Source organism: Corynebacterium pseudodiphtheriticum DSM 44287 (assembly GCF_000688415.1).
Lineage (GTDB): Bacteria > Actinomycetota > Actinomycetes > Mycobacteriales > Mycobacteriaceae > Corynebacterium > Corynebacterium pseudodiphtheriticum.
Genome location: NZ_JIAH01000008.1, coordinates 1 through 25,684, shown reverse-complemented (window position 1 = coordinate 25,684; position 25,684 = coordinate 1). Strand labels below are relative to the sequence as shown.

The following is a 25,684-nucleotide window of genomic DNA, read 5'->3' as shown; positions in this document are numbered from 1 at the left end:
GTGATCTAGAAAACTTCTAAATTAAACAGCAAGAACGAAGTGTTTGAGTGAAAGGATACCCACCACTATGTCGCAACCCCGTGAAATTCGCGCCCCACGCGGAACCGAATTGTCCGCAAAATCGTGGCAGACGGAAGCTCCGCTGCGCATGTTGATGAACAACCTGGACCCCGAGGTTGCAGAGCGTCCGGAAGATCTCGTGGTTTATGGCGGTACTGGTAAAGCTGCCCGTAATTGGGAATCCTTCGATGCCATCGTTGATGTGCTTAAGGACCTGGAATCTGATGAGACCTTGCTGGTGCAATCCGGTAAGCCTGTCGGCGTGCTGCGTACCAATGAATGGGCTCCACGTGTGCTGATTGCTAACTCCAACCTGGTGGGTGACTGGGCCAACTGGGAGCACTTCCGCAAGCTGGAATCTGAAGGCCTAATGATGTACGGCCAGATGACCGCAGGTTCCTGGATCTATATTGCCACCCAGGGAATCTTGCAGGGTACCTACGAAACGTTCGCTGCGGTTGCCACCAAGCGTTTCAACGACACCTTGGCTGGAACCCTGACTTTGACCGGTGGGTGCGGCGGTATGGGCGGTGCGCAGCCGCTAGCCGTCAAACTCAATGGTGGTGTGTGCATCATTGCCGATGTTGATGAGACCCGTTTGAAACGTCGACAAGGCAAGCGCTACCTGGATGAGGTCACCACCTCGCTGGATGAAGCCATCGAGATGGCTAACCAGGCCAAAGCAGAAAAACGCGCGCTGACCATTGGTGTCGTCGGCAATGCTGCCGAAATCTTCCCAGAGATGCTCAAGCGACACCGCGCAGGCGAGCTCACAGTCGACATTGTGACAGACCAGACTTCCGCGCACGATCCGTTGTCCTACCTGCCGGTGGAGCACTCAGTCGACGAATGGCACCGCGAGGCGAAGGCTGACCCGCAGACTTTTACCAAGAAAGCACGCGAATCGATGGCGGCTCAGGTGCAAGCGATGGTCGAATTCCAGGATGAAGGTGCTGAAGTCTTCGACTACGGCAACTCCATTCGTGACGAGGCCCGACATGCTGGCTATAATCGCGCATTTGAATTCCCAGGCTTCGTCCCGGCATATATCCGGCCATTGTTCTGTGAAGGGCTGGGACCATTCCGCTGGGTGGCGCTTTCCGGAGATCCAGAGGATATCAAGGTCACCGACCAGGCCATCAAGGAACTGTTCCCAGAAAACGAGCACCTGCACAACTGGCTGGATGCTGCCGATGAATACGTGGAATTTGAAGGCCTGCCAGCACGTATCTGCTGGTTGGGATACGGCGAGCGCCACAAGGCAGGTTTGCTGTTCAACAAGCTGGTAGCAGAAGGCAAGGTCAAAGCGCCGATCGTTATTGGCCGTGACCACTTGGACTCTGGTTCGGTAGCCTCGCCATACCGCGAAACCGAAGGCATGTTGGACGGTACCGACGCTGTTGCTGACTGGCCGCTGCTCAACGCGCTGACCGCAACCTCCGGCGGTGCCACGTGGGTGTCCCTGCACCACGGTGGCGGCGTTGGTATGGGCCGTTCCATCCACTGTGGCCAGGTCACGGTCGCTGATGGTACGGAGCTGGCCGCGAAGAAGCTGGAAGCTGTGTTGACCAACGACCCTGCGATGGGTGTGATCCGCCACGTCGATGCTGGTTACAACCGGGCTAATGAAGTCGCAGAAGAGCGCGGTGTGCGGATTCCGACCCCATTTAAGTCCCGCGAAGACTAAAGCTCAGGCGTGTGGAACAACACGCAATACGCAATTCGTGAATTAAGAATCTGCGTCTGCACTGACTGCTTCCACCAACCATTGCGCCAGGACACGAGCATGGGTGTGCTCAGTGTCCTTGCCGGCGAACAGTAGCGCGATATTTCCTTGCCCCGCTGCTTTAGACAAGGTCGTCATGGCGTCGGCAAGCTCGCCATTGGCAGCTCGCTGGTCTAGCTCGGACCTGTAGCGCTGGCTGAATTCGTCGAAAGACAGCCCGTCGTGGAACTCTTCCCGGAGTTCTTTCGACGGGCACAGCTGTTTCTCCCACAGGTCTGGCTGCAGATCTTCTTTGCTGATCCCGCGCGGCCACAGCCGGTCGGCCAGCACCGAAAACGCTGCCGGGCGTGCCGTCCCCTCACCGCCCTGTTCACCGCGCACGTCGAAGACACGGAATAAGAGGATCTCATGCCTACGCACCGGATAGCTGGCAACAGGAACCGCCGTGATGGATCCGTCGGGATTAGTTACTCGATTTTCTAAGCTCATGGCTTCTAAGATAGTGAAGTGTGAATGGACTCGGCGTGAATGCACCTGGTGAAGAACTCATCCGCACTATTACGTGGGATGGGGTATTCCGTGGTTTTATTACGCTGCTGATTGGTCTTGTCATCGCAGCCGTTGCAACTGCTATCACACGCCTTTATTTGCGAGTACGCGGTAGAGTACACAGTTCACGCAGGGTGTTCGGCCGTTTGGTGTTCTGGATCATCGCCGTGCTGGCCTTTTCTGCCGCCATGACGGTGGTTTTTCCCTCGATTAACCCGGTTGATATTCTCGGCGGCATTGGTGTCGTTTCCATCGCTGCCGGTATTGCCTTTCAGACGGTGCTGGGCAACATGTTTGCTGGCATCATGATCCTCGCGCGTGATCAATTCCGCGTCGGTGATCAGGTGCAGGTGGGTGATAACGCCGGGACCATCACTTATATTTACCTCAGTTCCACAAGCATTAGACGTTTCGACGGCCAGCTCGTCGTTATCCCGAATACGCTCATGCATTCGGGAGAAGTCATCGTGCAGACCGGATTTGAAACCATCCGTGCCCGGGTGGTGATTGATATAGCTACCAACGCTGATCTCGCCAAAGCCAAAAACACCGCGATTGCAGCGATGGATTCGGTGGAATGCGTGTTGCACGATCCTGCACCAACTGCGTATTACCTCGAAGTCGGCACCGAAACCGTCAGCCTCGAATTATTATTCTGGTCTGGGTCCACGCGGCTAGAATCCCGCGAGGCCACCGATGCAGTGATCTTCGCGGTGCTCGAAGCAATGCGCCGGGAAGAAATTCCCTTGGCGACGACAGGGCTGGAAGCTTTGCGCGGGCACTCAGCACAGCTGCAACAATCGCAGATTTCCGCCCGCAGCCCAGAAAACGGCAATAACGACTAATGAAAAACCTGCACCGAATCGCATTTCTAGCTTGGCTGGTAGTTATCATTGCCTTAACTCTGCTGAAAAGCTTCTATCAGATCGGTTATCTCTGGGACCCAGACAACCAACGGGTGCGTGAAATCATTCTGGAACCACTCGATGTCTGGCGCTCGTCATCGAACTGGTTCCTCAGTGTGTTCGAATATGGTGGTAATACCGCTTTATTCATTCCCTTTGGTGCGTTGTTGTTTATCGTGCTTTCCATGGGAAGTTCGCGCGGGGGAAGCAACCGAGTGCGCGGTGGACCGCGGACTGGGTGGGCAAGCGTATGGAAAGTCGCCGTACTGGCTGCGCTGTGCAGTTTCAGTATCGAAATAGCACAATACGCATTTTCTATCGGACGAAGCTCTACTGATGATCTCCTCTCCAACACTCTGGGCGGGTTTCTCGGCGCGTTGTTAGCGAAGGCAGCTGGGCCCAAGTTGTACCCGTTCTGGTCAGGCGTTTCGCTGGCTTTGGCTGCGGTTTTTGCTGTGCTGGTGGGGCTTGGCGAGCGGCTCGGTGATCCGGAAAAGATCGTGGACTAACTGCACGTATGGGGGTGGTGCGTGCAGTGAACAAAAAGTGTTCTCCCAGCTCGCGCTCACAGGTAATAAACGTTTGGTAACTATCATCCAACGACCTGATTAATTCCCACCAGATTACTGGAACTCCATGCCACCATGAGCATGCCACCATGAGGCAGAAAAGAATTACCCTGAGCGAGCAGAATAGAGGATGATTCGTGCGAGGACGACCAGCGGCGCAGCGAGCAGCACAATACCGTGAAACACAGCAGACAAGCACACAGTCGGTGAACACGCGCAGTAGCGGGAAGCGGAAGTTCACCGCCATCATTGCGTCTGCGGCAACGTGTGTGACCGGCCTAGTAACAGGAGCTGCCACCGCGCACGCCGAACCTTGGGATCAGCGCGCCTGGGCGTATCACGAGGTCCGCAAGACCATCGAAGAAGGTCCAATGGTTGATTCTGCCGGATTCGTCGATAACGCCCGTGGCCAGTTACAGCAGTGGGGGATTCAAACCCCGGAGCTAGACCGAGAGATCACCAATGCTATCGACCAGCAGATCGCCAGCGTGCTACCTCAGCATCGGAGCCCGCAGCGCCCGCAGTCGTCGGCAAACGAGTCAAAGTCCGTTGAACAGATTTCCACCCGCCAAACCTCTGGTAATGCGTACGCTGCCGACGAAACTCATGTCGACGAGTCAGCTGTCGACGCAGACACAGGTGCAAGCGTCGGCACAGCTTATGACGGCATCGGCGAGCGCCCGGCGATTATCGAAAACCCGGCAGTGGATCCTAATATGCGCTGGGTTAATGACCCGCTGTCGAAGATCCTGGCGGGCAAGCCCACCGAGGATTTCATTTTGCACCGAGTTCCCGGATCTTGGTTTGATGCGCCTCGTATTCCGGAAGAATCAAATGAATACCTCGCACAGGGAAAATCTTTGTATGGCCCAGGTACGCCACTATTTGTCGGTGACTCAGGAGTCTGCACGCTCGCGGTTGCCGGCACTGATGCACAAGGCCGCAAGGTAGGTATTACTGCCGGACACTGTGGTAGAGAAGGCGAATATGTTGCTTCGGGTGACTCCTGGCAAGTGGGTAATTCCGGTACCATCGTCGCTTCCAATGAGCGGCACGACTATTCTGTGATCGAATTTGGTTCCAATGCTGAGGTCACGCGCAGTTATAACAATGTCACCATCGACGAGATAGCAGATGGCCCGCATTTCGGTGAACAAGTGTGCAAGAACGGCGTGGCCACTGGTTATACCTGCGGTATTCACTACGGTGCGGTTCAGGGCATTCAGTTCAATCAGGTATGCGCGAGCCTGGGAGACTCCGGTGGGCCGCTCCTGACTGGCAACCGCTTGGTAGGAGTGATTTCTGGTGGTGCGAATCCGACCGGGCTGGATCTATCCTGCCGGAGCCCATTGCAAGGGTTCGTGCATGTACCAACCATGGCTACTGATGCCAACACCCTTTTTGCTGATCTCAATGCACAAGGTGGGGTAGGAGCCGGTTTCCAGTTGCCGGAAAACTAAAGGCGGTGCAGTCTTAAGACTGCACCGCGCGGTAGCGTGGCAACACAAGATCTTGCTTGGCTCACCCAGTCTGTATTAACCCAGAAGGCCCAACACGGATTCGTGCAGGTGACCATTCGTGGCCACCGCCGAGCCGCCGTGTGGGCCTCGCTTGCCATCAAGGCTGGTGAAAATCCCACCGGCTTCACGCACGATGATGTCCAGCGCTGCTAAATCCCACAGCGATACTTCTGGTTCCGCAGCGGCATCGACTGCCCCCTCGGCTACTAGGCAGTAAGACCAGAAGTCACCAAATCCACGCAGTCGCCAGGTTTTGTCACTCAATTCCACGAAGTCGTTGAGCTTGTCTCGTTCCTGCCAACCGGCCAGAGAAGAAAACGACATTGACGCGTCGCCTAAATCGCGCACCTCAGAAACCGATAATGGATCCGGTTCACCGGCAAATACGCGTCGGAAAGCACCGTGGTCTTTGGCCGCGTACCACCGTCGGCCTAGAGCTGGGGCAGAGACAACTCCGACGACAGGCTCGCCGTCGACAAGCAAAGCAATCAACGTCGCCCACACGGGGACGCCACGAACGTAGTTTTTGGTGCCATCGATGGGGTCGATGACCCACTGTCGTCCAGAAAAGACCGGGGTGCCACCCATTTCCTCGCCAAGAATGGCATCTTTGTGGCGGGCGCCGCCCAATTGTTCGCGTAGCATCTCCTCGCAGGCAATATCGGCGTCGCTGACCGGCGTCATATCCGGCTTTGATTGCACGCGCAGGTCGGCGGAGTTAAAACGGTGCAGCGTGATGCCATCCGCGCGATCGGCGAGCTCAAGTGCGAGTGCGAGGTCTTCGGCGTAGGCGGAGCCGGTGCTGGTTTCCACACGGGATTCCGAGACTGGGTTAGTCATGGTCGGTGCCTTTCAGTATGTCCACGATTTCCGCGACGGTGCGTTGATTTCCTGCGATGTGCCAGCGAACCCCGCCTGCAAATTGGATCGCGGTGGCCCCGCCTGCGCCTTCTACCAGTGCTTTCCCTGGGAGCCAATCCCAAGCAGGAACCGAATGCTGCATCCAAGCGTGCAGAGTGCCATCAGCGACCGACGCCAGATCGACAGATCCTGCGCCAAGCATTCGTAGAGTGGCGACGTTGCTAAGCACAGAATGCCACGCGCGTTGGGTAGGTTCCTTGTTCATGCAGGTCGGGTGTAGGTAGGTGCCCACACAAGATTTGTCCAGAGTGCGATCGTCGATCGGCGCTAGTTCTTTGCCATCGCGAGTCGTGCGTAGCCCGGATCCGGAAAACCAGGTATATCCCATTGCTGGGCGGTGCACGGCAGCAGCAATAATCTCGTCTGGATCATCTACAGCTCCGCGTACTAAAGCCAGCGCGGAACACCAGTAGTCTGAACCGGAAGCGAAGTTGTAGGTCCCGTCGACTGGGTCAATGACCCAATTACGCCCGGAGCGGCTGCGGGTTTGGGTGCCTTCCTCGCCGACGATGCCGTCTTCTGCCCGGATTCCTTCTAATACCGCGGCGATAAAACGCTCGGCTGCACGATCTGCATTGGTCACTACATCCGAGATTGAGGTCTTGGTGTCTTGTTCCAAGCCCTTTTCCCGCAAGCGCCAGGCAATGCGCCCGGCGTTGAGAACTAACGCCTGGGCCAGTTGTCCGTCATCATCGCTGACGTGGGCAACCATGAAAGCTTTGGCGGTGGCGTCGATGGCTTTATCGAGTTCCACTTGTGGATCGTGAGCGGAGTGCGCGTCGGAAGTGGAATCGGACGTAGAATCAGCAGGCGAATTCATATCATCTATTTTGCCTGAAAAGCGTGCAACGGAAAATTTCGGTTTCCAACGTTGCTGATCTGCGTTGTTTTTGGTTATTGCTAGTTTTTCTGTTGTTTACTGCAGCGTGTTGGGTTGAGCAGCTGAGCAACCAACATGAGTGAATAGCCAGCATGATTGAGCAACCAGAATCATTGAGTAGGCTGGAAAGTTATGCGATCGGATAAAGCAGCTGTAGTCAAAGAGCTCACCACCACGCTGGCCTCAATCGAGCAGGTCGTGGACCCGGAGCACCTCAAAGAACGGGTGCGTGAGCTAGAGGATAAAGCTGCTGATCCGAGTCTTTGGGACGATCCTGCGCATGCACAGCAGATCACCTCAGAATTGTCGGCTAATCAGGCGAAACTACGTAAGCTGTCCGACCTAAGTCAGCGTCTTGACGATATTCCGGTGTTGTACGAGCTTGCCGACGAAGAAGCCGCCGCAGGTGGAGACGAGGCGGCCATGCTCGCTGCCGATGAAGAATTAGCGGGGTTGCAAGAAGATATCCACGCGATGGAGATCACCACGCTGCTGGGGGGAGAATACGACGAGCGGGAAGCTGTGATCAGTATCCGTTCCGGCGCCGGTGGCGTGGACGCTGCAGATTGGGCCGAAATGTTGATGCGCATGTATATCCGTTGGGCGGAGCGGAAGGGCCATAAAGTCGAAATTTATGATGTCTCCTATGCTGAAGAAGCCGGTATTAAGTCTGCGACTTTCGTTGTGCACGGCCAGTACATGTATGGAACCCTGTCGGTAGAACAAGGCGCACACCGTTTGGTGCGAATCTCGCCGTTCGATAACCAGGCGCGGCGGCAAACCTCTTTCGCCGAAGTCGAAGTGCTGCCGGTTGTAGAACAAACAGATTCCATCGAGGTTCCGGATTCTGAGATCCGCACTGATGTCTATCGTTCCTCGGGGCCGGGTGGCCAGTCGGTGAATACTACGGACTCGGCGGTTCGTCTGACGCACCTACCTACTGGAATCGTCGTGACCTGTCAGAACGAGAAATCTCAGATTCAAAACAAAGCCTCAGCCATGCGTGTGCTGCAAGCGAAATTGTTGGAGCGCAAGCGGCAAGAAGAACGCGCCGAGCTGGATGCGCTCGGCGCGGGAGGAAATGCTTCGTGGGGTAACCAGATGCGTTCTTATGTCCTGCACCCGTACCAGATGGTGAAAGATTTACGGACCAACTATGAAGTTGGGGACCCGGGCAAGGTGCTTGATGGTGATTTAGATGGCTTCTTAGAAGCTGCCATCCGTTGGCGTATGTCGGATGCAGGGGAGACAAGCAGCGATGACGCTGCTGCGGACTAGTTGGCAGGATATTCCATCGGTGATCCTGGCCCCAGCGGGATGCCCAGGAAATACCAGATCAGAAAGAAGATAAACCAGCCAATGATCATTGCGATTGAGTAGGGGAGCGCCAGCGACATCAGCGTACCTACTCCGGAACGCTTGTAGTAGCGCTGCAAGAAGGTGAGTGCCAGCGCAAAGTATGGCGACATCGGCGTGATGATATTTGTCGGGCTGTCCCCGATGCGGAACAGCATCTGGGTGACTTCTGGTGCAGTACCGACGTACATCAGCATGGGGACGAGGACTGGTGCCATCAGCGCCCATTGCGCTGAGCCTGAAGTGATGAATAGGTTCAGTAGCGCTACTAATGCAACAACGCCGGCAAAAAGCAGAATTGGTGGCAGATCTGCGCGTTCGAGTAATTCAGAACCGGTAATCGCGGTCCAGACGCCGAGGTTAGACCATTCGAACCAAGCTAAAAACTGTGCTACCGCAAAAAACAGCACGATCATGGGCAGCATGGTTTTTAAACCGGCGGCCATGAAATCTGGGATATCAGCAGAGCTGGTGATGGATTTGGCTACCAGGCCGTAAACAATGCCGCACAGGAAGAACATGCCGGCTATTGGAACTGCGATAGCGCGGATCAGGGGTGAATCCATGATTTCCCCGTCAGGTCCAGCCAGAGGTGAGCCGGGGATAAACAGCAAAGCAAAATATGCCAGGAGCATCAGCAATAAAGCGATGCCGGTGGCGCGCAACCCAGCTTTCTCATGGGCAGCGAGCTTGAGCTGGTTACTGTTGTTTTCGTTGTTGCCGGCAGAGTCGGCAGACTCGTCCGCCCCAGATGTATTGCTAGCTCCGGCGGCATTGTCGAAGGAGACTTCGGAGTAGTCAATTTTGTCGTGATCTACCAGATCGTGTGCACGTTTATTCACGAACAGTTCAGTGACAGCCGTGATGATCAAAGCGAGCACGATTGCGGAGGGGATGACGAAGAAGATATTTGCCAGAGGCGATACGTCGTAGTTTTCGTCGACAAGCTGTGCTGCTGGGGTGGAAATGCTTGCTAGTAGCAAGTCAGTGATGTTGAGGATGAGCGAGGAGTTGAAACCCGCCGAGGAGGCTGCGAATGCCACCATCGCGCCCACAATGGGAGAGCGTCCGAGGGCGTGGAAAGACATTGCGCCTAGCGGAATCAAAATGACATAAACCGCGTCGGACGCTACGGAACCGGTGACACCGGCCAAAGCTAGCGTAAAGGTCAAGACCTTTGGCCCGACTTTGGCGACCATGGACCGCACCAGGGCGCTGAGCAGTCCGGAATGTTCCGCAACAGCTACACCGAGCATCACTGTCAGGATCACGCCCAACGGCGGGAAGCTGGTGAAGTTATCGACAGCCTCGGTAACCATGCGTTGGATACCTTCGGTTGTCAGCAGATTTTGAACTGCAACGATTTCCCCGGAATCAGGCTGGGTTGCTTTCATTCCCAGTGTGGATCCAAGCCAGCTGGACAACGCGACGATGCCGGCAAGGATGACGAAGAGCCAGAATGGGTTTGGTAGTTTGTTGCCGATCTTTTCGATCAGCCCGAGGAACCCTCCCGCGGATCCAGTTGTCTTGTCGCCGCTATCGGCGGCAGTCTGATTTTCTTTTTTCTTTGTGGCGTTTTTATGAGGAGCAGTAGTGTTCATTGCGTGGCCAATCTGTGGTTGGTCTGACTGCCGGTTTTCTGAGATTATTCTGAAACCACCTGGTTGGTGATCCGTCTCACGATATCTGGACTGAGGGAAACTTGTCCAGGGGCTGCGACATTAGCACCCGAGGTACACGGTTGGGGCTAGAGTGTTACGTGTGATCACTTTCGACAAAGTCTCCAAAGAATACGCGACGTCAACACGTCCCGCGCTGGATGAAATCGATTTGCAGATCGAGAAAGGTGAATTCGTGTTCCTGATCGGTCCGTCCGGATCAGGAAAATCAACGTTTTTGCAGCTCCTCATCCGGGACACCAACGTGACCAAAGGTGATATCCATTTCGCAGACTTTCACGTCAACAAGCTGAAAGGCAGCGAAATTAACAAACTGCGGCAGCGCATTGGCTACGTTTTTCAGGATTTCCGTCTGCTCAGCAAACTAAACGTGTACGACAATGTGGCTTTTGCACTGGAGGTCATTGGCGAACGGCCACAGCGCATTAAAAAGCGCACCATGGAAGCATTGGAAATGGTTGGGCTGGATGCCAAAGCCAACCGGATGCCGAATGAGCTTTCAGGTGGTGAACAGCAGCGTGTCGCCATTGCCCGCGCATTTGTAAACCGGCCATTGTTGTTGCTTGCCGACGAGCCGACGGGCAACTTGGACCCGCACACCGCAGACGAGATCATGACGCTGTTACGGCAGATTAACGCCAAGGGTACTACCGTCGTTATGTCTACGCACAACGCACGCACGGTTAACGACATGCGTCAACGCGTGATCGAAATGAGCCTCGGCAAGATCGTGCGCGATGAAGCTCACGGTGTATATGGCGAATCGCGGTAGGCAAGCGCGCTAGGAACGAGAGCCCGCAGGGGCAGGAGAAATATATGAAACTGAGTTTTGTGCTCAAAGAATCATTCAAGGGCTTGGGCCGCAACTTCACCATGGCTTTTGCGCTGATTGTGACGACTGCGATTTCGCTCAGCCTGGTCACCGCAGGGGTGTTGGTTTCGATGATGGCTTCGGATACCAAGGGCATCTATCTCGAGCGTGTAGAGGTAATGGTCCAGTTGAATGAAGAAGTTTCGGCGAATGATGAAGACTGCACCTCGGAACAATGTAGCGAGGTTAAACAAGCTTTGGAGTCGGAAGATGGCGTGGAATCGGTGATTTTCCGCTCGCAAGCGCAGTCCTATGAACGGTTTGTGGAAGTTTTCGGTGAAACCGACCCAGTGTTGGTGGAAGAGACTTCGCCGGACGCGCTGCCCGCTGCACTGCATGTCCGTTTGGCTGACCCGACCGATACCAGCCCGCTGGATCCAATTCGCGATCTTCCGCAGGTGGATGGCGTCATTGATCAGGTAGAAGACGTCCGTGGGGCCACGGATAATTTGGACACCATTCGGAATGCGACGTTTATTTTGGCTATTGTGCAAGCGGTAGCTGCGATTTTCTTGATCGCCAACATGGTGCAAATTGCGGCTTTCAACCGTCGCGAAGAAATCGGAATTATGCGCATAGTGGGGGCTTCCCGCTGGTACACGCAGGCGCCGTTTGTTATTGAAGCGATGTTGGCTACCTTGCTCGGTGCTGTTGTTGCCGGGGCTGGTTTGTTTGCAGCGAAATTCATGATTGTGGATCCCTCATTGGCGGGGCTTTATGAGGCGCAGTTGATTGCTCCGATCCGTACGCGCGATATCTGGGCTAGTTTCCCGACTGTGGCAGTTGTAGGCATGGCTTTTTCTGGGGTTACCGCGTATATCACGTTGCGCTCTTACGTGCGGAAGTAAAGCTAGTAGGATTGCATTTATTATGGCGAAAAAGGGAAATAAGGCGAAAAAGAACGCGGTGGCGGCCAACTCGGCGGTCTTGGCAACCAACCGCAAGGCACGCCACGATTTCAAGATTCTCGATACCTACGAGGCCGGAATGGTGCTGGTAGGTACGGAGATTAAAGCCATGCGCGAAGGAAAGATTTCTCTTGTCGACGCGTTTGCCACCTTGGACAAAAATGAAATTTGGTTGCGTAACCTGCACATCCCGGAATACTCCATGGGGCATTGGACGAACCACTCACCGAAGCGTACCCGCAAGCTGTTGCTGCACCGGCGAGAGATCGACAAGCTGATGGGGCAGGTCCGCGATGGCTCCCGCACGCTAATCCCGCTGAAGGTATACCTCAAAGATGGAAGAGCGAAGTGTGAAATCGCGCTCGCGGAAGGTAAATTGAACCGCGATAAGCGTGAGGACATTAAACGCCGCGACATCAACCGTGAAGTCTCTCGAGAGCTGGGACGTCGTGTGAAGGGCATCAACGTTTAGTAATTTTCGTTGGGAGTGAGGTTGTTCCGGTGAATTATGTTTACTTAACGGCGTGCATGGCGCAAAAGGCTGGAGCTCATGTCTAAAACTCGTGCTCGATTACGGCAAGTCGCTGGCCTTGATGGTCTGCGTGGTTTAGCCGTGGCAGCGGTTGTGGCTTACCACTTTTTTGGCGACGTGTTACCAGGCGGTTATCTGGGCGTTGACATGTTTTTTGTGCTTTCGGGGTTTTTAATCACTTCGTTGCTGTTGCGGGAATATGACACGACCGGAACCGTAAATCTGAAGGACTTCTGGATACGTCGCCTGCGCCGGATCATACCGACGGCGGTCGTTGTGCTTGTGGTCTGCACCGCGATTGTCGGTGTTATTGGGGGCGATTTTGCAGTCAATATCCGGACGCAGTTTTTGGGTTCACTGTTTTTCGTCAGCAACTGGACTCAGATCGCTACGTCGGCCTCGTATTTTGCTGATAACGAGGTCGAAGTCTTTGCGCACTATTGGTCACTGGCAGTAGAAGAGCAGTTCTACGTGCTGTGGCCTTTAGCATTGTTCGCGTTGCTGGCCGTGTGGGGTGCGCGCAAGCGATTGCATATTGCGCTGGCATCGCTGCTGGCGGCGGTAGCTTCGGCGATTGCCATGGCGGTGGTCTATTCCCCGGATGCTGATCCCACTCGTGTGTATTACGGCACCGATACTCATGCGTTTGGCTTGCTGATCGGAGCCGTATTGGCGATGTTGCTGACCACCAGCAAAGCTGATCCGACACGTGATTCCTGGCCTGTACTAGAGCTTGCGCGAGCGCGGTTCTTGGCCGCACTGATCGGGGTAAGTGCTACTGCGATCTATGTAGTCCAGTTATTTTTCATGGCCGATGATGGCAATTTCCCGTATTGGGGCGGATTGTTTATCACGAGTCTGGCAGGCGCCGGAATGATCTACGCAGTGATCTATGAAGTCGCTCCGCTGCGGTGGATCTTCGAATTCCCGCTGATGCGTTATCTGGGGCAGCGGTCGTTTTCCATTTATTTGTGGCACTGGCCGGTCATAATGATTATCCGCGAGCTGGCGCCAGTGGAGACACTGGACAGACATGCTGCCTGGTGGGGGCTTTTAGCTGTGGCAGTGTCGCTAGGGCTATCGGAATTGAGCTACCGCTGGATAGAAAACCCTTTCCGGCGCAAGGGCTATGGCACAGTCTTCGCAGTTATCTGGGCGCACCGTCCGCGCAAGGCTTCGGCTTCCGCTCCGGCGTCGCCCAAAGCGCCTGTTGCTTGGATAGCCGGGCTCGTGCTTACCGTTGGCTCGGTGAGCGGAACTGCCTACGCGGTGGTGAATTCATCAGATAAAACGCAGCTGGAGCAAGATTTGGATGCGCTTGCTGAGCACAACCGGCAGCAACGCCAAGAGATGCAGGAGCAAGCTGGCGATGCTGAAACCGGGGATGCCAAAAAGATAGATACTGAGAAGAGCGACGGCGAGAAAAGCAGCAACGATAGCAGCTCCACGGGCAGTTCTAGCGATCGTGAGAAATCGAAGGACAAGCCAAATAAGGAAGACGTTTCCGATCGCAGCATGCCCGCCGGTGATGAAATTACCGCCATCGGTGATTCGGTGATGCTGGCATCGTTGATGGCGTTGAACGAAGAATACCCAGGCATTTATGTTGATGCGGATGTCTCCCGGGCATGGGGAGTCGGCATCCAGGTTGCATCATCTCTGGCCTCGCAAGGACTGCTGCGCGACACGGTGGTCCTCGGATTCGGGACCAATAGCGAGGCCCATCCGGGCGAGATTGCTTCGATGATGGAGATTATGGGCGAAGACCGCACCGTCGTTATGGTTCTGCCATATGGTGACCGATCCTGGATGCCGCGCGCCCGCGAGCAAATCATTGAGGCAGCTAAGACCTATGACAATGTGTATATTGCGGACTGGTGCACTCACGCGATGCACACCCCAGGGGCGTTGCGCGAGGACGGTATCCACCCGGATCCGATTGGTGCTACCGAATACGTTACTGCGATCACATATGCGCTGCAGCAATACGTCAACGGGGATAAAAACACCGATACTCTCTGCTAACCGGGCCATTCCGGAAGATGTTGTGAGACTAGCCGACGTTGCTGACTAATTCGTCTTGTGCCTAGCTGGGTTAGCGAACCCGGGTATTAGCGCTTGGCGAAGCGCATACCGTCGATGACTTCGTCGTTATCGAAGATGATGGGTCGGCCATATTCTAGGGCTGGCCCATCGTCGTATTTGTGCATTAAATAGTCGTTGAGCTGCTGCATATCCCGCACGGTGATGGCTTGGTACGGCATATCGAAGGCGATTTTTTCTAGAAACAGGTAGCCATCGTCCAGCGGCACTGCGACGCCGGTGTGCCCAATGAATAGCGTCGCCGGGTCAGTGAGCGTGTCGTGCGAAAACATTGAGATCACTCGGGCGTCGGTCTCGGCGAATTCGATGCCACGCTCGTTGAAATGTGCCTGGATATCGGCGATGTGCTGTGCCGGGTCTTGATCTGTCGTCGTTGAGATATTGCTATAGAACGCAGCGAACTTGCGGCGCTCTTGCTCATCCAGAATTTCTACTGGCGCGTTGTTCAGCGACTCCTGGTCGATAAACAGTAGAGACTCGTTCGGGTTGTCCTGGTTTCTGACGGTGAACAGGGAATCTGCCAGCGTAAAGGTGTTGATTCGGCAGTTCGTGCCTGCATAATTGGCGTGATGCTGCTGCCAGGCCGTGGTGATTGCCTCAACGTCATAGTCTGGATCTTGCGTTCCGTAGTCGGTGAATCCGTCGTTGATGAGGCTGCCGGTCGGAACGGCGTGATTGTATTCGTCGACAAGCCGGAAGAAACCGTCGATACTTTCCTGTGGCACACCTGCATCGGTGAGTGCCTTATGCGCGGTCTCCTGCGATTTCTTGTCGACGAGATTGCTGACCGTCATGCCTTCCAACAGCTTCGCCGCGTCATTTTCTGCGGTGGGGAACTGGCTTCGTTGCGCGTCAGATGAGGAATCTGCAGGCGCAATTTCTGCAGAGCTTGCCCCGGTTGCTCGAGTTGCTTCGGCTACCTCGGCTGTTCCAGTTGACTCTGTTGTTGCCGGGCTTTCACTGGAACTCTCTGGTCCAGCACATGCTGCTAGTAATAGGGTGGTGGTTAGCGAAGAAGCGAGGAAAAGTTTCGTGCGCATTGGTTCATGCTAACGAAATTACGAATCTGCATGTGGTCGCAGGCAAGAGCGAGTATGCTCTGCGGGTTGTATAGTCCTAAGCTTGCACAAGCTTGCACATAGCCAACAAGCAGGTGTATTCTGATCGCTTACAAGGGTTTCCCTGACAACGGGGTTGATTTGGTTTCGACTTCGTCTGTTGAGCCAGGGGAAGCGTGCCGGTGTAAGGTAACGGCCACCGTAAGCGGCGTTACAAATACAATAAACGCAGAGAAGACCTCTCAGCGTGACTACGCCCTCGCTGCCTAATTAAGCTGCAGCGACCGCGTGTCTGTCAGCCCAAGTTATGCTCTTGGCTTGGAATCTGGCATCGACTAAAGAGCTTGCCTTCTGGCTGAGTCATCAGGGCCAGTAGGGACACTCACTGATGGCTGGGCCCATCTTCCGAGACGTGTTCGTGCGAGTCGGAGGGCCGAGTAAGGATCATGCGCGAACTGCGCACGGAGAAGCCCTGGCGAAACAACGAAGGACCCGGGTTCAAGTCCCGGCAGCTCCACAATATGAGGGTAGCCCAGGTTAGCAATAACCTGGGCTTTTCTCATGTAATCACCACTTGTACTGCGGTTATGCTAACTGTGCAGTAGCGTGCATAGGCGTGTATGTGGGGGTATTCATCTTCCATAAATATTTCATATGTGCCATGATCTTCGGGTTAAACGCCAAATTGGGTTAATCCCCAGGAATGTGCCTGGTCGTCGTGTCGACATATGGTGCATTTTTGCAAATAGTGAACAAAAAAGGCCGCTTTTAGCGCGCCTATTTGCAAAAATGCACCAAACACTTGATTACCTGAGACATGATTACCGGCGATGGGATGTTTTATTGGCGCTCTTACGGGGCGACTACTGGCATCGATCAGCCAAATTATGGGATCTGCCGGATGCTTATCCGTATCGCTATCCAGAAAGATTCCGGATACATGCCTGGCGTATGTCTGAAAAATGTGGGTTGGACACAATCGGGGCGCAATTCGGGCTCAGCAGCAAAACCTTCGGCATACTGTGAGCTATGACTGATTCGACTCCAGGACTTTTTGCCACAAGATCATTAGGGCAGTTTGCAGAAAAGTGGGCCCGCGGTATTGCGGATGTGCTGGAGCAGGAATTTCCTGCAGTCAATATGCACATTAGTACCTCTGCCGATGATTGCGATGTGCGGCCACGCACGCAGCACCCGAGTTTCTGGGGCTGTTTCGATTGGCACTCCAGCGTGCACATGCAATATTCGGCGGTGCGCTTGTTGTCAGAAGAAAAGCTATCGTCGGAAGCTAGTACGCGCCTGCATAATATCCTGGAACAGCGGTGGGATAAGCAGTCCCTGCAGGCTGAATATGATTATCTGGTCAATGATCCCAGTTTTGAGCAGCCCTACGGCCGCGCCTGGTTGCTACAACTTGCGCGCCGTTCTGGGCGGGAAGAATTCCTTCCGTTAGTTGAGTTAACTGAGAAGCACATCATGAAGTGGGTTTCTGCGCTAAGCCATCCGATCCGGCACGGTATGCATTACAACACGGCATTCAATCTGTTTTTGATGCTGGATGCCGCGCAAGCGATGGGGCGAGGTCGACTCGCCGATGTGCTTGCCGACGCCGCCCGCAACCTGTTCTTGGGGGATTGCAATTACCCGGTGGAATGGGAGCTGTCGGGCAGTGACTTCCTCTCGAATGCGCTGTGTGAAATGCTGTTGCTTTCTCGCCTGCTGGATAAAGCCGAATTTAGTGCGTGGCTAGAAAAATTCTTGTCTAGCCAAGAAAAAGCGCTGGTTTTCTTGACCCAGACCCCGGAAGTTTTGGACCCGTCTGATGGTCAATTGGCGCATTTGTATGGCTTGACGCTATCACGCGCGTGGATGTTGCGTGAGCTGGCACCACATTTGGGTCGAAAAGCTCAAGAGGTGATCGCGGACCGCACACCAGCAATGTTGGACAGCGTGGAAAAGCAGCTTGTCGACGGAGATTTTATGGCGACGCATTGGTTGACCACCTACGCTTTGTTGGCCATTCGCGCAGACGGGGCAGACGAGCCAGAGCTATAGCAGACGGTGTATAAGAAAAGCTGGCCAGTCCGAGGTTTTCTCAGTCTGGCCAGCAAGGGTTGCAGATGATGGATGCACGTGGGGAGTTAGCGTACTCCGCGCATCATTTTTAGGATCGGCTTGCGTGCGAAGAATACCGCGAAACCACCAATCAATGACGCGCTCGCCATGATCGAGAAGTACACGACTTCGTTTTCTTCGCTGTAGAACTGCGCCAACCATCCAGCGATGGCAGTGCCCATACCCAATGAAGTCCAGAACAGCGCCATCATTTGGGATTTGTGGGCTTCTGGTGCCAGTTTCGTGGCCAGCGATGTGCCGGTTGGAGAGATGCATAGCTCGGCTAGCGTGATCACGAACAGAACACCCACTAACCATCCCACGTTGACGATTGCTTGTCCGCTAGGAAACAGAAAAATGGCAAAGGCGATACCTGCGCCCAGTAGACCGAGTGCAAATTTGGTGACAATAGTGGGCTGTTTTTCGCCCATTTTGGTCCACATGACGGAAAACAGTGTGCCGAACATGATGATGAACAGCGGTGCGATGGAGTTGAACAATCCGGGCTTGAGCTCCATCCCGAAGATATTCCAGTTCAAACGCGTATCGGAATAGACCGCCATAACGGTGAACTGTTGTTGGTAGAGCGACCAGAACAGCACGCTTCCGAACCATAGAGGAACGAAAGACTTGACACGGGAGTGCTCGGTTTCGTTGGTTTTGTCGCTGCGGAACAAAATTACGAACAACACGATGGCGCAGATCGCGATGAGCCCGATAACCCAGGTATCGATATTGCCTGGCGTGATGAGGCCGACCCACACCATGACGACGACGAGAACGATAAACGCGATGGTTGCAGCGAGTGCTTTTTTCTTTTCCGCGGCCGACGCTGGGTTCGACACGTGGTGAGCACTGGCTGGCAAGTTTTTCCGGGTGAACCAGTATTGGATGAGTCCTAGTGCCATACCGATGGCCGCGATGCCGAAGCCTAGGTGGAAACCGGATACATCCCAGGCGAAGTTCGTCGCCAAGGGGCCCAGCAGCGCACCGATGTTGATGCCCATGTAGAAGATGGTGAAACCAGCGTCCCGGCGGGTGTCTTTGAGGTCATAGAGCGAGCCGACCAGGACAGATGCGTTGGTTTTCAGACCACCGGAGCCTACGGCGATAAGGATCAAGCCGACGACGACACCGCTGACATCTGGGATTATGGCCAATGCGATGTGACCTGCCATGATCGCAATGGCTGAATAAAACAGCGTGCGCTCGGGGCCCCAAACTTTATCGCCTAGATATCCGCCGACAATAGCCATCAGATAAACCATGCCACCGTACGCACCGATTACACCGGTAGCAGCGCCTTTATCGAGACCTAACCCGCCGTCGGCAACGGAATAGTAGAGGTAGTAGACCAAGATGATCTGCATTCCGTAGAAGGAGAATCGCTCCCACATTTCCACGAAAAACAGGTTGGCCAGCATGCGTGGGTGGCCAAAGAAGGTTGCGGAACCGGTATCTGGCCCGGTTTCGTCTGGTGCGGTGCCGGTGTCTGTCGCCGACTGAGATGTAGACATGAGAGAATCCTCGAACTTACTCACGAAAATGATTACGTTAACAGCCTAAAACTACACTTTTGTGCTGTGAACACAAGGGGGCTAAACGACGAATAGAAGCGTGGAAAATACGAATATGAGTCCTGCAATTTGCAAGAAGCAATTTTGCTAAGTTGGGGAAATGAATGCGACGCGGGAAATGAATATGACACGGGATAAGAAAACCGACGTGCTGGGTGTTTCGACCAGCCGGGGTGGGCAGTTCCAACGGCTTAATGAGCGAATAACGCCAGATGCTCGTGGGCTGAGCACGATTTTCGGTGTCGCGGGCGTACTGCATTTTCTCCGCCCCGCGGTTTTCGATTCGATTGTTCCGGGGTGGGTCCCGGTCTCTGCACGGTGTGCTACTTATGTCAGTGGCGCAGCAGAACTCGGGCTTGCATATGCGCTGCGGAAACCCCATACCCGCTCGATTGCCGGTTATGTCGCGGCGGCGTTTTTGGTTGCAGTGTTTCCCGCAAACGTGGAAATGATGAGGCAGTGGGTGCCGCAGTCACGGCGAAAAGCTGTGGTGAGCGTAATGCGACTACCTCTACAAATTCCTTTAATCTACGGTGCATGGCGTGTCGGCAAGCGCAACGTCGCTTAAATCACTAGCGGGGGTAGGGGGAAGATTGGAAAAGCATAGGAAAATGCTGGTTAAGTAACGATTTCCTAATGAATCGTGTCCATCTAAGGGTGTAATAGTCCAGCCAATCCTTGTTAAGTCAACCCGTGCTTAATAGGGTTAAGCTTTGGCTGTGTGTACAAGAGGTTTCACACAGAGAATTTCCAGTTTTGCGAACGAACATTACCCCCGAGGAGAAGTGAACGAAGATGGCTTCAATTAAGATCCGCAATACCGTAATCACTGGACTTGCTCTATCCAGCCTGGTTCTTACAGCTTGTTCCACTGATGATGCCGAGAGCACCAGCGCAGATGCGACGACGTCGGCAGAATCAAGCGCTGCGGACTCTTCGTCGGATGCTGCCTCCGACGGTGACACCATCACCATTGAAGACAACCACGGCACCCAGGAAGTCCCGAAAAACGCCAAGGCTGTTGCTGCAACGGATAACCGCTCATTCGAGATCTTGGAAAAGTGGGGAGTAGACCTGGTTGCTGCTCCGAAGCAACTGGTTCCGCATACGGTCGATGCTTACCGCGAGGACGATTCGGTCGCCGATCTGGGTATGCACCGCGAACCGGACCTCGAGGCTTTGGTTGCTGCACAGCCGGATCTCATCATCAATGGGCAGCGTTTCCAGTCGCACTACGACGACATTAAGCAGCTGAACCCAGATGCTGCGTTGGTAGAGTTTGAGCCTCGTGACGACGAAGACTTCGCGGAAGAGCTGCGTCGGCATGCATTGGCACTCGGAGAGGTGCTCGGGCATGAGGACGATGCCCAAGAGCTCGTCGACGAATTTGATGCTGCGATCGAACGCGCGAAGAAAGCCTATGATGGTGAATCCAGCGTGATGGCACTGAACGTCTCCGGTGGTGAGCTTGGATATGTCGCTCCGTCCAAGGGCCGTGTTTATGGACCGATCTTCGACATGCTGGATTTGAAACCTGCGCTCGAGGTTGATGATGCATCACAAAACCACAAAGGTGATGATATTTCCGTAGAAGCCATCGCAGACTCGAACCCAGCCTGGATGTTCGTGCTGGACCGCGACGCTGCAATTTCTGCACGGTTGGAACCTGGCTACCAGGCAGCGAAAGATGTGATTGAAGGTTCCGATGCTCTGCGTAACGTCGCTGCTGTCAAAGACGGGCAGATTGTCTACGCTCCAGAAGACACCTACACTAACGAATCCATCATTACCTACACCGAGATTCTGAACGATATCGCTGACGCGTTTGAAGCAGCGAAGAAGTAATTCTTCCGCTCTCGTTTGTAGGTGCGAGTGATCGTCCCGAGAGTAGTCATTATTCCTCGAATGATGCACAAGTGAGGCCTACAATGCCAGCCGAGGCTACGAATTCGTAGCCTCGGCATTGCCATGAGCATCGGTCGATGATGAAGAAATGAAGGCACAAGACATGACCACTGCCACAACGCCTAGCACCCCCGATGGCACAAGTCCGCCTCCCGACGAGCCGGGACAGCAATCCCAATCACGGCGAGCGCAGACACGCACGAAATTATTTGACTGGAAACTGGCCGTCGGTTTCGCCGTCGTCGCAGCGCTGCTGGTGACATCACTGATGGTTGGCGAATACAACATTTTTGAAGCAGCTGACGGTTCGGACTTTTTCTACATCACGCGCTTGCCACGTACTATTGCGTTGGTATTAGCAGGTGCGGCAATGGCGATGTCGGGCTTGGTCATGCAATTACTGACGCAAAACCGATTTGTGGAGCCGACCACCACTGGAACTACCGAATGGGCCGGGCTTGGTCTGCTGTTTGTCATGTACTTCATTCCGACGGCGTCGGTGCTTGAACGCATGATTGGTGCCGTCTTTTTTGCTTTTGTCGGCACCATGGTGTTTTTCCTGTTTTTGCGCAAGGTCTCGTTGCGGTCATCGTTGGTAGTTCCAATTATCGGCATCATGCTGGGCGCAGTGGTCTCGTCGATCTCGACTTTTTTCGCCTTGCAATTCGATATGCTGCAATCGTTGGGCATCTGGTTTATGGGCTCGTTTACCTCGGTATACAAAGGCCAATATGAGGTGCTGTGGGTAGTTGTTGCGATCGCCGTTGCGGTTTTTTTCTTTGCCGATCGTTTGACGGTCGCCGGGCTTGGTGAAGATATTGCCACCAACGTTGGCGTTAATTATGCGCGGATCGTATTGGCGGGCACTGCCTTGATCGCTGTAGCCACCGGCGTGGTCACGGTAGTGGTGGGAGCCTTGCCGTTTTTGGGCTTGATTGTGCCGAATGTGGTCTCCATGTTCCGCGGCGATGATTTGCGCTCGAATCTTCCGTGGGTCTGCTTGTTGGGAATCGCGATTGTGGTGGTGTGCGACCTCATCGGACGTACGATTATCAGTCCATTCGAAATGCCCGTTTCTGTCATTCTGGGCATCGTTGGTGCCATTGTCTTTGTCACCCTGATTGTTAGGCAGGCACGCCGTGGATAATCTTGAGACAAATAAGGTATCGGCACGCACTTCTCGTACAGCAGATCGTGCGCAGGTGGGAAATCCTGAGTCTTCGGATCGTGTGGAAGACGGTATGAGTGCGGCAGCATGCATAAGCGAGAACCAAGGGCAACAACGAAGGGAACGCAGTGCCTCTGCCTTTCAAAATTCCGCCGCGGCTCGCAAATATTGGATTATTTTCGGTGTCCTCGCGGTCATAGCTGCTGGTTGCGGGTTCGGCCTTCTGGCTTATGGGAACCCGATGCCGGTGGGCACCGAGCAATTTTGGCTCATTGCCGAGCGGCGGATGAATTCCGTGATCGCGATGGCGGTGGTCGCGATCTGTCAGGCCATGGCGACGGTGGCTTTTCATACCGTTACGAATAACCGCATTATTACCCCTTCCATCATGGGGTTTGAATCGCTGTATGTGCTGATTCATACCTCGACCGTGTTTTTCCTGGGAGCGGCTGGATTGCATAACGCCCGCACCTTGTCGACGTTCGTGTTCCAGATCGTCGTGATGATTCTGCTTTCCTTGATTCTGTATTCTTGGCTGTTGACCGGAAGGCATGCAAATATGCACGCCATGTTGCTGGTCGGCATCATTATCGGTGGCGGTCTGGGTTCCATTTCGACTTTCATGCAGCGCTTGCTCACACCGTCCGAGTTCGATGTGTTGACCGCACGAATGTTTGGGTCGGTCAATAATGCTGATCCGGAATATTATCCGTTAGCTATTCCGCTCTGCCTGGGGGCGGCCGGACTATTGTTCGTTTTCTCGCGCAGGTTGAATGTGCTGGGGCTTGGCAAAGACGCAGCAATGAACCTGGGCTTGAACTATAAGTTGTGGTCGATTGGTACGCTGATTTTGGTATCCGTGCTGATGGCGGTTTCGACGGCATTGGTCGGACCAATGACCTTCCTTGGATTTTTGGTAGCGACGTTGGCTTATCAATTTGCCGATACTTTTGACCACCGTTTCGTTTTCCCCATGGCGGTATTGACCGCATTTTCAGTACTCACTGGTGCGTATTTTGTGCTCAACCACGTTTTCTATGCCCAGGGAGTCGTCTCGATCGTCATCGAGCTGGTTGGCGGCTCGGTCTTCCTATTTGTCATTTTGAGAAAGGGACGCTTGTGATTACCCTCCGAAACCTGCACAAGGCCTATAGCAGTGACGTTGAGATTGGCCCGGTGAATCTGGAGATTCCTGCCGGCGGTATCACCGCGCTCGTCGGCCCGAACGGCGCCGGCAAGTCAACCTTGCTTACGATGATCGGGCGGTTACTGCAGCCGGATTCCGGAGAGATTACCGTCGGTGGGGCAGACATTTTTAATACGAAGTCGAAGGAATTGGCGCGCATTGTTTCCATTCTGCGCCAGGAAAATCATTTCATTACGCGTTTGACGGTGCGCCAGCTCGTCGGGTTTGGGCGCTTCCCGTATTCCAAAGGTCGTTTGACGCCTGCTGATGAGGAAGTCATTTCGAAGTACATCGACTTTCTGAATCTCACTTCGTTGGAAAACCGCTACTTGGACCAGCTATCGGGTGGGCAACGCCAACGCGCGTACGTCGCGATGGTGTTGTGCCAGGAAACCGATTATGTGCTGCTCGATGAACCGCTAAATAACCTTGATATTGCGCATTCAGTCGAGATGATGCGTCACCTGAAACAAGTAGGTCCGGAGTTCGGGCGGACCATCATTCTGGTGCTGCATGATATTAACTTCGCTGCACGCTACGCGGACTATATTTGTGCGGTAAAAGACGGACAGATTTGCGAGTTCGGTACTCCAGAAGAGGTCATGAAAAATCAGATTCTTACCGAGATTTTCAATACGAACATCGCCGTGATTGATGGGCCGGACGGCCTGCTGGCCTGCTATCACTAGATTAACCGACGACGGTGAGAATGTGACAGAGAAAAATATGACGTCGCTAATGTGACGGCGATATGATGAATCAGAACCTGGTGGCACAGCGGAAGCAGCGTTGGATAGATTTCCTTGCTGAGCACCAGGTTCTTTTCTATATTGCGGCGATACTGCTCGGCCTTCTCGCCTCCCCGTGGGACCTGGAGAAGATGGCGACTCCGGTTCTTGGTCTCTTGATGCTGTCGACGTTTTCTGCGCTCCCGCTCCGGCGAGTGCGATTAGCCCCACGGCTAACCGCACTAATTTTGGTTTTAAATTTTCTCATCGTGCCGTGTGTTGTTTGGGCTTTAATCCAGCCTGTACGTGGTGACCAGGTGCTGCTCATCGGGATTACTTTGGTTTTGCTGGCCCCGTGCATCGACTACGTGGTGCCATTTTCTGGCATGGCCGGAGCCGCGCATCACCGGCTGTTGGCGATCACACCGTTGCTGTTTCTGCTGCAGATGACGCTGCTCAGTCTGCTACTCCCGCGGTTGATTGGGGCGGAATTCGTTGATTCTGCGATGGGGCCAATGTTGCGTGCCGTTGTGGGGATGTTGGCTATCCCACTGGGTTGTGCATGGTTACTACAGCGGTGTGAACGCACGTCGCGGCACCGGAGCGTCGGAAAGATAGCCAGACACGCTCGAATCACCTTAGATGCCGCAATGGTGCCGTTGATGATGGTGACGTTATTCGCCATCACCGCGACGTACGGCGCAGATGTGTTCCGCGAAGGCCGCGAGCTGGTACCTGCGGTAGCTATCTATGTCGTCTTCGCAGTAATCATGGCGATGGTCGGAATTGTTGCCGTAAGAGTGGTTAATTTGCGTATCGACGACGGGGTGGCAGCGGTATTTTCTGGCGTCACCCGAAATTCCCTAGTTGTTATGCCGATTGCTTTCGCATTTCCGGATGGTTTTGAGGCGGTTCCGATCGTGATAGTCACGCAAACCTTGGTCGAGTTGTGCGTAATGGTGTTGTTCATAAAAACAGCCCCTTACCTGCAGAAACTTTTGCAATAAATCCCGAATTTGCATTGTGTTTTGTTATCGCTTAAGCTTGTCCAAGTCGCCGCGAGGGGCTGACAGAGAAAATAACTTCACAGGATGTTGGTTCTGGTGGTTGTGTTCTTTGTTTGTCTGGTGGTGATGGTGATAATTTTATAGGGCCGATGCTCGCTGGCTTTCGGATGGTTTTTGCTGTTTGTTGTGTTGGTGGGTGGCGCTGGTTGTGGGGGCTTTCTGGTTCCGGTTGTTGTGATGAACGACACAGTGTTCTGGTTTGTGTTTCTGCAACGTGGTGTGTAACATCGGTCTGGCTGCTTTACGGAAGGGTGCTCGTTGATAAGGGTGCTTGAGTAGTGGGGTGGTGGTGTTGTGTGAG

Annotated in this window: 22 protein-coding genes and 1 other RNA gene; 17 read left to right on the top strand and 6 right to left on the bottom strand. The window is 54.2% G+C overall.

Annotation, left to right across the window (positions count from 1 at the left end):
* The first annotated feature begins 67 nt into the window (after positions 1-67).
* Positions 68-1,747 (top strand): urocanate hydratase, encoded by a 1,680-nt coding sequence (locus O146_RS0106340; RefSeq protein ID WP_021353690.1) that lies wholly within the window; start codon positions 68-70, stop codon positions 1,745-1,747.
* Positions 1,748-1,789: 42 nt separating this feature from the next.
* Here the strand turns inward: O146_RS0106340 and O146_RS0106335 are convergent, their stop codons facing one another.
* A complete protein-coding gene (locus O146_RS0106335; RefSeq protein WP_021353691.1) occupies positions 1,790-2,275 on the bottom strand; it encodes a DUF488 domain-containing protein in 486 nt (161 codons plus the stop codon).
* A 35-nt stretch (positions 2,276-2,310) separates the two neighbouring features.
* Between O146_RS0106335 and O146_RS0106330 the strand changes: the two genes are divergently transcribed.
* The 3 genes from O146_RS0106330 to O146_RS11315 all read left to right on the top strand — a co-directional run bounded on the left by O146_RS0106330 (position 2,311) and on the right by O146_RS11315 (position 5,269).
* Entirely contained in the window at positions 2,311-3,180 is an 870-nt protein-coding gene (locus O146_RS0106330; RefSeq protein WP_244266814.1) for a mechanosensitive ion channel family protein, read from the top strand.
* Positions 3,180-3,749: a VanZ family protein gene (locus O146_RS0106325; protein ID WP_035000635.1), complete on the top strand. Its 570-nt coding sequence runs from the start codon at positions 3,180-3,182 to the stop codon at positions 3,747-3,749. The genes O146_RS0106330 and O146_RS0106325 overlap by 1 nt, the downstream gene beginning before the upstream one ends.
* Positions 3,750-3,946: 197 nt before the next feature.
* Positions 3,947-5,269: a S1 family peptidase gene (locus tag O146_RS11315; RefSeq protein WP_244266813.1), complete on the top strand. Its 1,323-nt coding sequence runs from the start codon at positions 3,947-3,949 to the stop codon at positions 5,267-5,269.
* Between the two features lie 75 nt (positions 5,270-5,344).
* Here O146_RS11315 and hisN read toward each other — a convergent pair whose 3' ends face one another.
* Both hisN and O146_RS0106310 read right to left on the bottom strand, forming a co-directional pair.
* The gene (hisN, locus tag O146_RS0106315; protein WP_051619303.1) at positions 5,345-6,169 is read right to left on the bottom strand and encodes a histidinol-phosphatase; all 825 of its coding nucleotides are present in this window, start codon (positions 6,167-6,169) and stop codon (positions 5,345-5,347) included.
* A complete protein-coding gene (locus O146_RS0106310) occupies positions 6,162-7,070 on the bottom strand; it encodes an inositol monophosphatase family protein (RefSeq protein WP_021353696.1) in 909 nt (302 codons plus the stop codon). Before O146_RS0106310 ends, hisN begins: the two co-directional genes overlap by 8 nt.
* A gap of 192 nt (positions 7,071-7,262) precedes the next feature.
* On the opposite strand from O146_RS0106310, the gene prfB reads away from it, so the two are divergent.
* A complete protein-coding gene (gene prfB / locus O146_RS0106305) occupies positions 7,263-8,408 on the top strand; it encodes a peptide chain release factor 2 (protein ID WP_021353697.1) in 1,146 nt (381 codons plus the stop codon).
* Here prfB and O146_RS0106300 read toward each other — a convergent pair.
* The gene (locus O146_RS0106300; RefSeq protein WP_027017971.1) at positions 8,405-10,087 is read right to left on the bottom strand and encodes an AbgT family transporter; all 1,683 of its coding nucleotides are present in this window, start codon (positions 10,085-10,087) and stop codon (positions 8,405-8,407) included. The two genes, prfB and O146_RS0106300, sit on opposite strands and share 4 nt — an antisense overlap.
* Before the next feature lie 160 nt (positions 10,088-10,247).
* On the opposite strand from O146_RS0106300, the gene ftsE reads away from it, so the two are divergent.
* From ftsE to O146_RS0106280, 4 genes are all read left to right on the top strand, one after another.
* Entirely contained in the window at positions 10,248-10,937 is a 690-nt protein-coding gene (ftsE, locus tag O146_RS0106295) for a cell division ATP-binding protein FtsE (protein WP_023018224.1), read from the top strand.
* Between the two features lie 44 nt (positions 10,938-10,981).
* A complete protein-coding gene (gene ftsX / locus O146_RS0106290) occupies positions 10,982-11,884 on the top strand; it encodes a permease-like cell division protein FtsX (RefSeq protein ID WP_021353700.1) in 903 nt (300 codons plus the stop codon).
* Between the two features lie 22 nt (positions 11,885-11,906).
* Positions 11,907-12,416, top strand: coding sequence for an SsrA-binding protein SmpB (gene smpB, locus O146_RS0106285; protein ID WP_021353701.1), 510 nt, complete (start codon positions 11,907-11,909; stop codon positions 12,414-12,416).
* Between the two features lie 78 nt (positions 12,417-12,494).
* Positions 12,495-14,501, top strand: coding sequence for an acyltransferase family protein (locus O146_RS0106280; RefSeq protein ID WP_027017970.1), 2,007 nt, complete (start codon positions 12,495-12,497; stop codon positions 14,499-14,501).
* Between the two features lie 86 nt (positions 14,502-14,587).
* Here the strand turns inward: O146_RS0106280 and O146_RS0106275 are convergent, their stop codons facing one another.
* Complete coding sequence (locus O146_RS0106275; protein ID WP_051619302.1) at positions 14,588-15,619, bottom strand: DUF4300 family protein; 1,032 nt, start codon at positions 15,617-15,619, stop codon at positions 14,588-14,590.
* A 150-nt stretch (positions 15,620-15,769) separates the two neighbouring features.
* Here O146_RS0106275 and ssrA point away from each other — a divergent pair.
* Positions 15,770-16,157: a transfer-messenger RNA gene (gene ssrA / locus O146_RS12430) on the top strand.
* 509 nt (positions 16,158-16,666) lie between these two features.
* A complete protein-coding gene (locus tag O146_RS12180) occupies positions 16,667-17,692 on the top strand; it encodes a DUF2891 family protein (RefSeq protein ID WP_051619301.1) in 1,026 nt (341 codons plus the stop codon).
* An 86-nt stretch (positions 17,693-17,778) separates the two neighbouring features.
* On the opposite strand, the gene O146_RS0106265 is transcribed toward O146_RS12180, so the two are convergent.
* Entirely contained in the window at positions 17,779-19,269 is a 1,491-nt protein-coding gene (locus tag O146_RS0106265) for a peptide MFS transporter (RefSeq protein ID WP_021353709.1), read from the bottom strand.
* A 178-nt stretch (positions 19,270-19,447) separates the two neighbouring features.
* Between O146_RS0106265 and O146_RS0106260 the strand changes: the two genes are divergently transcribed.
* The 6 genes from O146_RS0106260 to O146_RS0106235 all read left to right on the top strand — a co-directional run bounded on the left by O146_RS0106260 (position 19,448) and on the right by O146_RS0106235 (position 25,323).
* Positions 19,448-19,897: a DoxX family protein gene (locus O146_RS0106260; RefSeq protein ID WP_231892386.1), complete on the top strand. Its 450-nt coding sequence runs from the start codon at positions 19,448-19,450 to the stop codon at positions 19,895-19,897.
* A gap of 227 nt (positions 19,898-20,124) precedes the next feature.
* Entirely contained in the window at positions 20,125-21,174 is a 1,050-nt protein-coding gene (locus O146_RS0106255) for a siderophore ABC transporter substrate-binding protein (RefSeq protein WP_023018218.1), read from the top strand.
* Positions 21,175-21,337: 163 nt separating this feature from the next.
* Complete coding sequence (locus tag O146_RS0106250; protein ID WP_023018217.1) at positions 21,338-22,381, top strand: ABC transporter permease; 1,044 nt, start codon at positions 21,338-21,340, stop codon at positions 22,379-22,381.
* 94 nt (positions 22,382-22,475) lie between these two features.
* The gene (locus tag O146_RS0106245) at positions 22,476-23,525 is read left to right on the top strand and encodes an iron chelate uptake ABC transporter family permease subunit (protein ID WP_051137398.1); all 1,050 of its coding nucleotides are present in this window, start codon (positions 22,476-22,478) and stop codon (positions 23,523-23,525) included.
* Positions 23,522-24,277 (top strand): iron ABC transporter ATP-binding protein, encoded by a 756-nt coding sequence (locus O146_RS0106240; RefSeq protein WP_027017965.1) that lies wholly within the window; start codon positions 23,522-23,524, stop codon positions 24,275-24,277. Before O146_RS0106245 ends, O146_RS0106240 begins: the two co-directional genes overlap by 4 nt.
* A 62-nt stretch (positions 24,278-24,339) precedes the next feature.
* Entirely contained in the window at positions 24,340-25,323 is a 984-nt protein-coding gene (locus O146_RS0106235) for a hypothetical protein (protein WP_081820598.1), read from the top strand.
* Positions 25,324-25,684 lie beyond the last annotated feature (361 nt).

What these genes read in the sequence shown, in the direction of transcription:
- O146_RS0106340 (WP_021353690.1), top strand. Translation starts at nt 68, where the DNA reads ATGTCGCAACCCCGTGAAATTCGCGCCCCACGCGGAACCGAATTGTCC.
- O146_RS0106335 (WP_021353691.1), bottom strand. Translation starts at nt 2,275, where the DNA reads ATGAGCTTAGAAAATCGAGTAACTAATCCCGACGGATCCATCACGGCG.
- O146_RS0106325 (WP_035000635.1), top strand. Translation starts at nt 3,180, where the DNA reads ATGAAAAACCTGCACCGAATCGCATTTCTAGCTTGGCTGGTAGTTATC.
- hisN (WP_051619303.1), bottom strand. Translation starts at nt 6,169, where the DNA reads ATGACTAACCCAGTCTCGGAATCCCGTGTGGAAACCAGCACCGGCTCC.
- O146_RS0106310 (WP_021353696.1), bottom strand. Translation starts at nt 7,070, where the DNA reads ATGAATTCGCCTGCTGATTCTACGTCCGATTCCACTTCCGACGCGCAC.
- prfB (WP_021353697.1), top strand. Translation starts at nt 7,263, where the DNA reads ATGCGATCGGATAAAGCAGCTGTAGTCAAAGAGCTCACCACCACGCTG.
- O146_RS0106300 (WP_027017971.1), bottom strand. Translation starts at nt 10,087, where the DNA reads ATGAACACTACTGCTCCTCATAAAAACGCCACAAAGAAAAAAGAAAAT.
- ftsX (WP_021353700.1), top strand. Translation starts at nt 10,982, where the DNA reads ATGAAACTGAGTTTTGTGCTCAAAGAATCATTCAAGGGCTTGGGCCGC.
- smpB (WP_021353701.1), top strand. Translation starts at nt 11,907, where the DNA reads ATGGCGAAAAAGGGAAATAAGGCGAAAAAGAACGCGGTGGCGGCCAAC.
- O146_RS0106280 (WP_027017970.1), top strand. Translation starts at nt 12,495, where the DNA reads ATGTCTAAAACTCGTGCTCGATTACGGCAAGTCGCTGGCCTTGATGGT.
- O146_RS0106275 (WP_051619302.1), bottom strand. Translation starts at nt 15,619, where the DNA reads ATGCGCACGAAACTTTTCCTCGCTTCTTCGCTAACCACCACCCTATTA.
- O146_RS12180 (WP_051619301.1), top strand. Translation starts at nt 16,667, where the DNA reads ATGACTGATTCGACTCCAGGACTTTTTGCCACAAGATCATTAGGGCAG.
- O146_RS0106265 (WP_021353709.1), bottom strand. Translation starts at nt 19,269, where the DNA reads ATGTCTACATCTCAGTCGGCGACAGACACCGGCACCGCACCAGACGAA.
- O146_RS0106260 (WP_231892386.1), top strand. Translation starts at nt 19,448, where the DNA reads ATGAATATGACACGGGATAAGAAAACCGACGTGCTGGGTGTTTCGACC.
- O146_RS0106255 (WP_023018218.1), top strand. Translation starts at nt 20,125, where the DNA reads ATGGCTTCAATTAAGATCCGCAATACCGTAATCACTGGACTTGCTCTA.
- O146_RS0106250 (WP_023018217.1), top strand. Translation starts at nt 21,338, where the DNA reads ATGACCACTGCCACAACGCCTAGCACCCCCGATGGCACAAGTCCGCCT.
- O146_RS0106245 (WP_051137398.1), top strand. Translation starts at nt 22,476, where the DNA reads ATGAGTGCGGCAGCATGCATAAGCGAGAACCAAGGGCAACAACGAAGG.
- O146_RS0106235 (WP_081820598.1), top strand. Translation starts at nt 24,340, where the DNA reads ATGATGAATCAGAACCTGGTGGCACAGCGGAAGCAGCGTTGGATAGAT.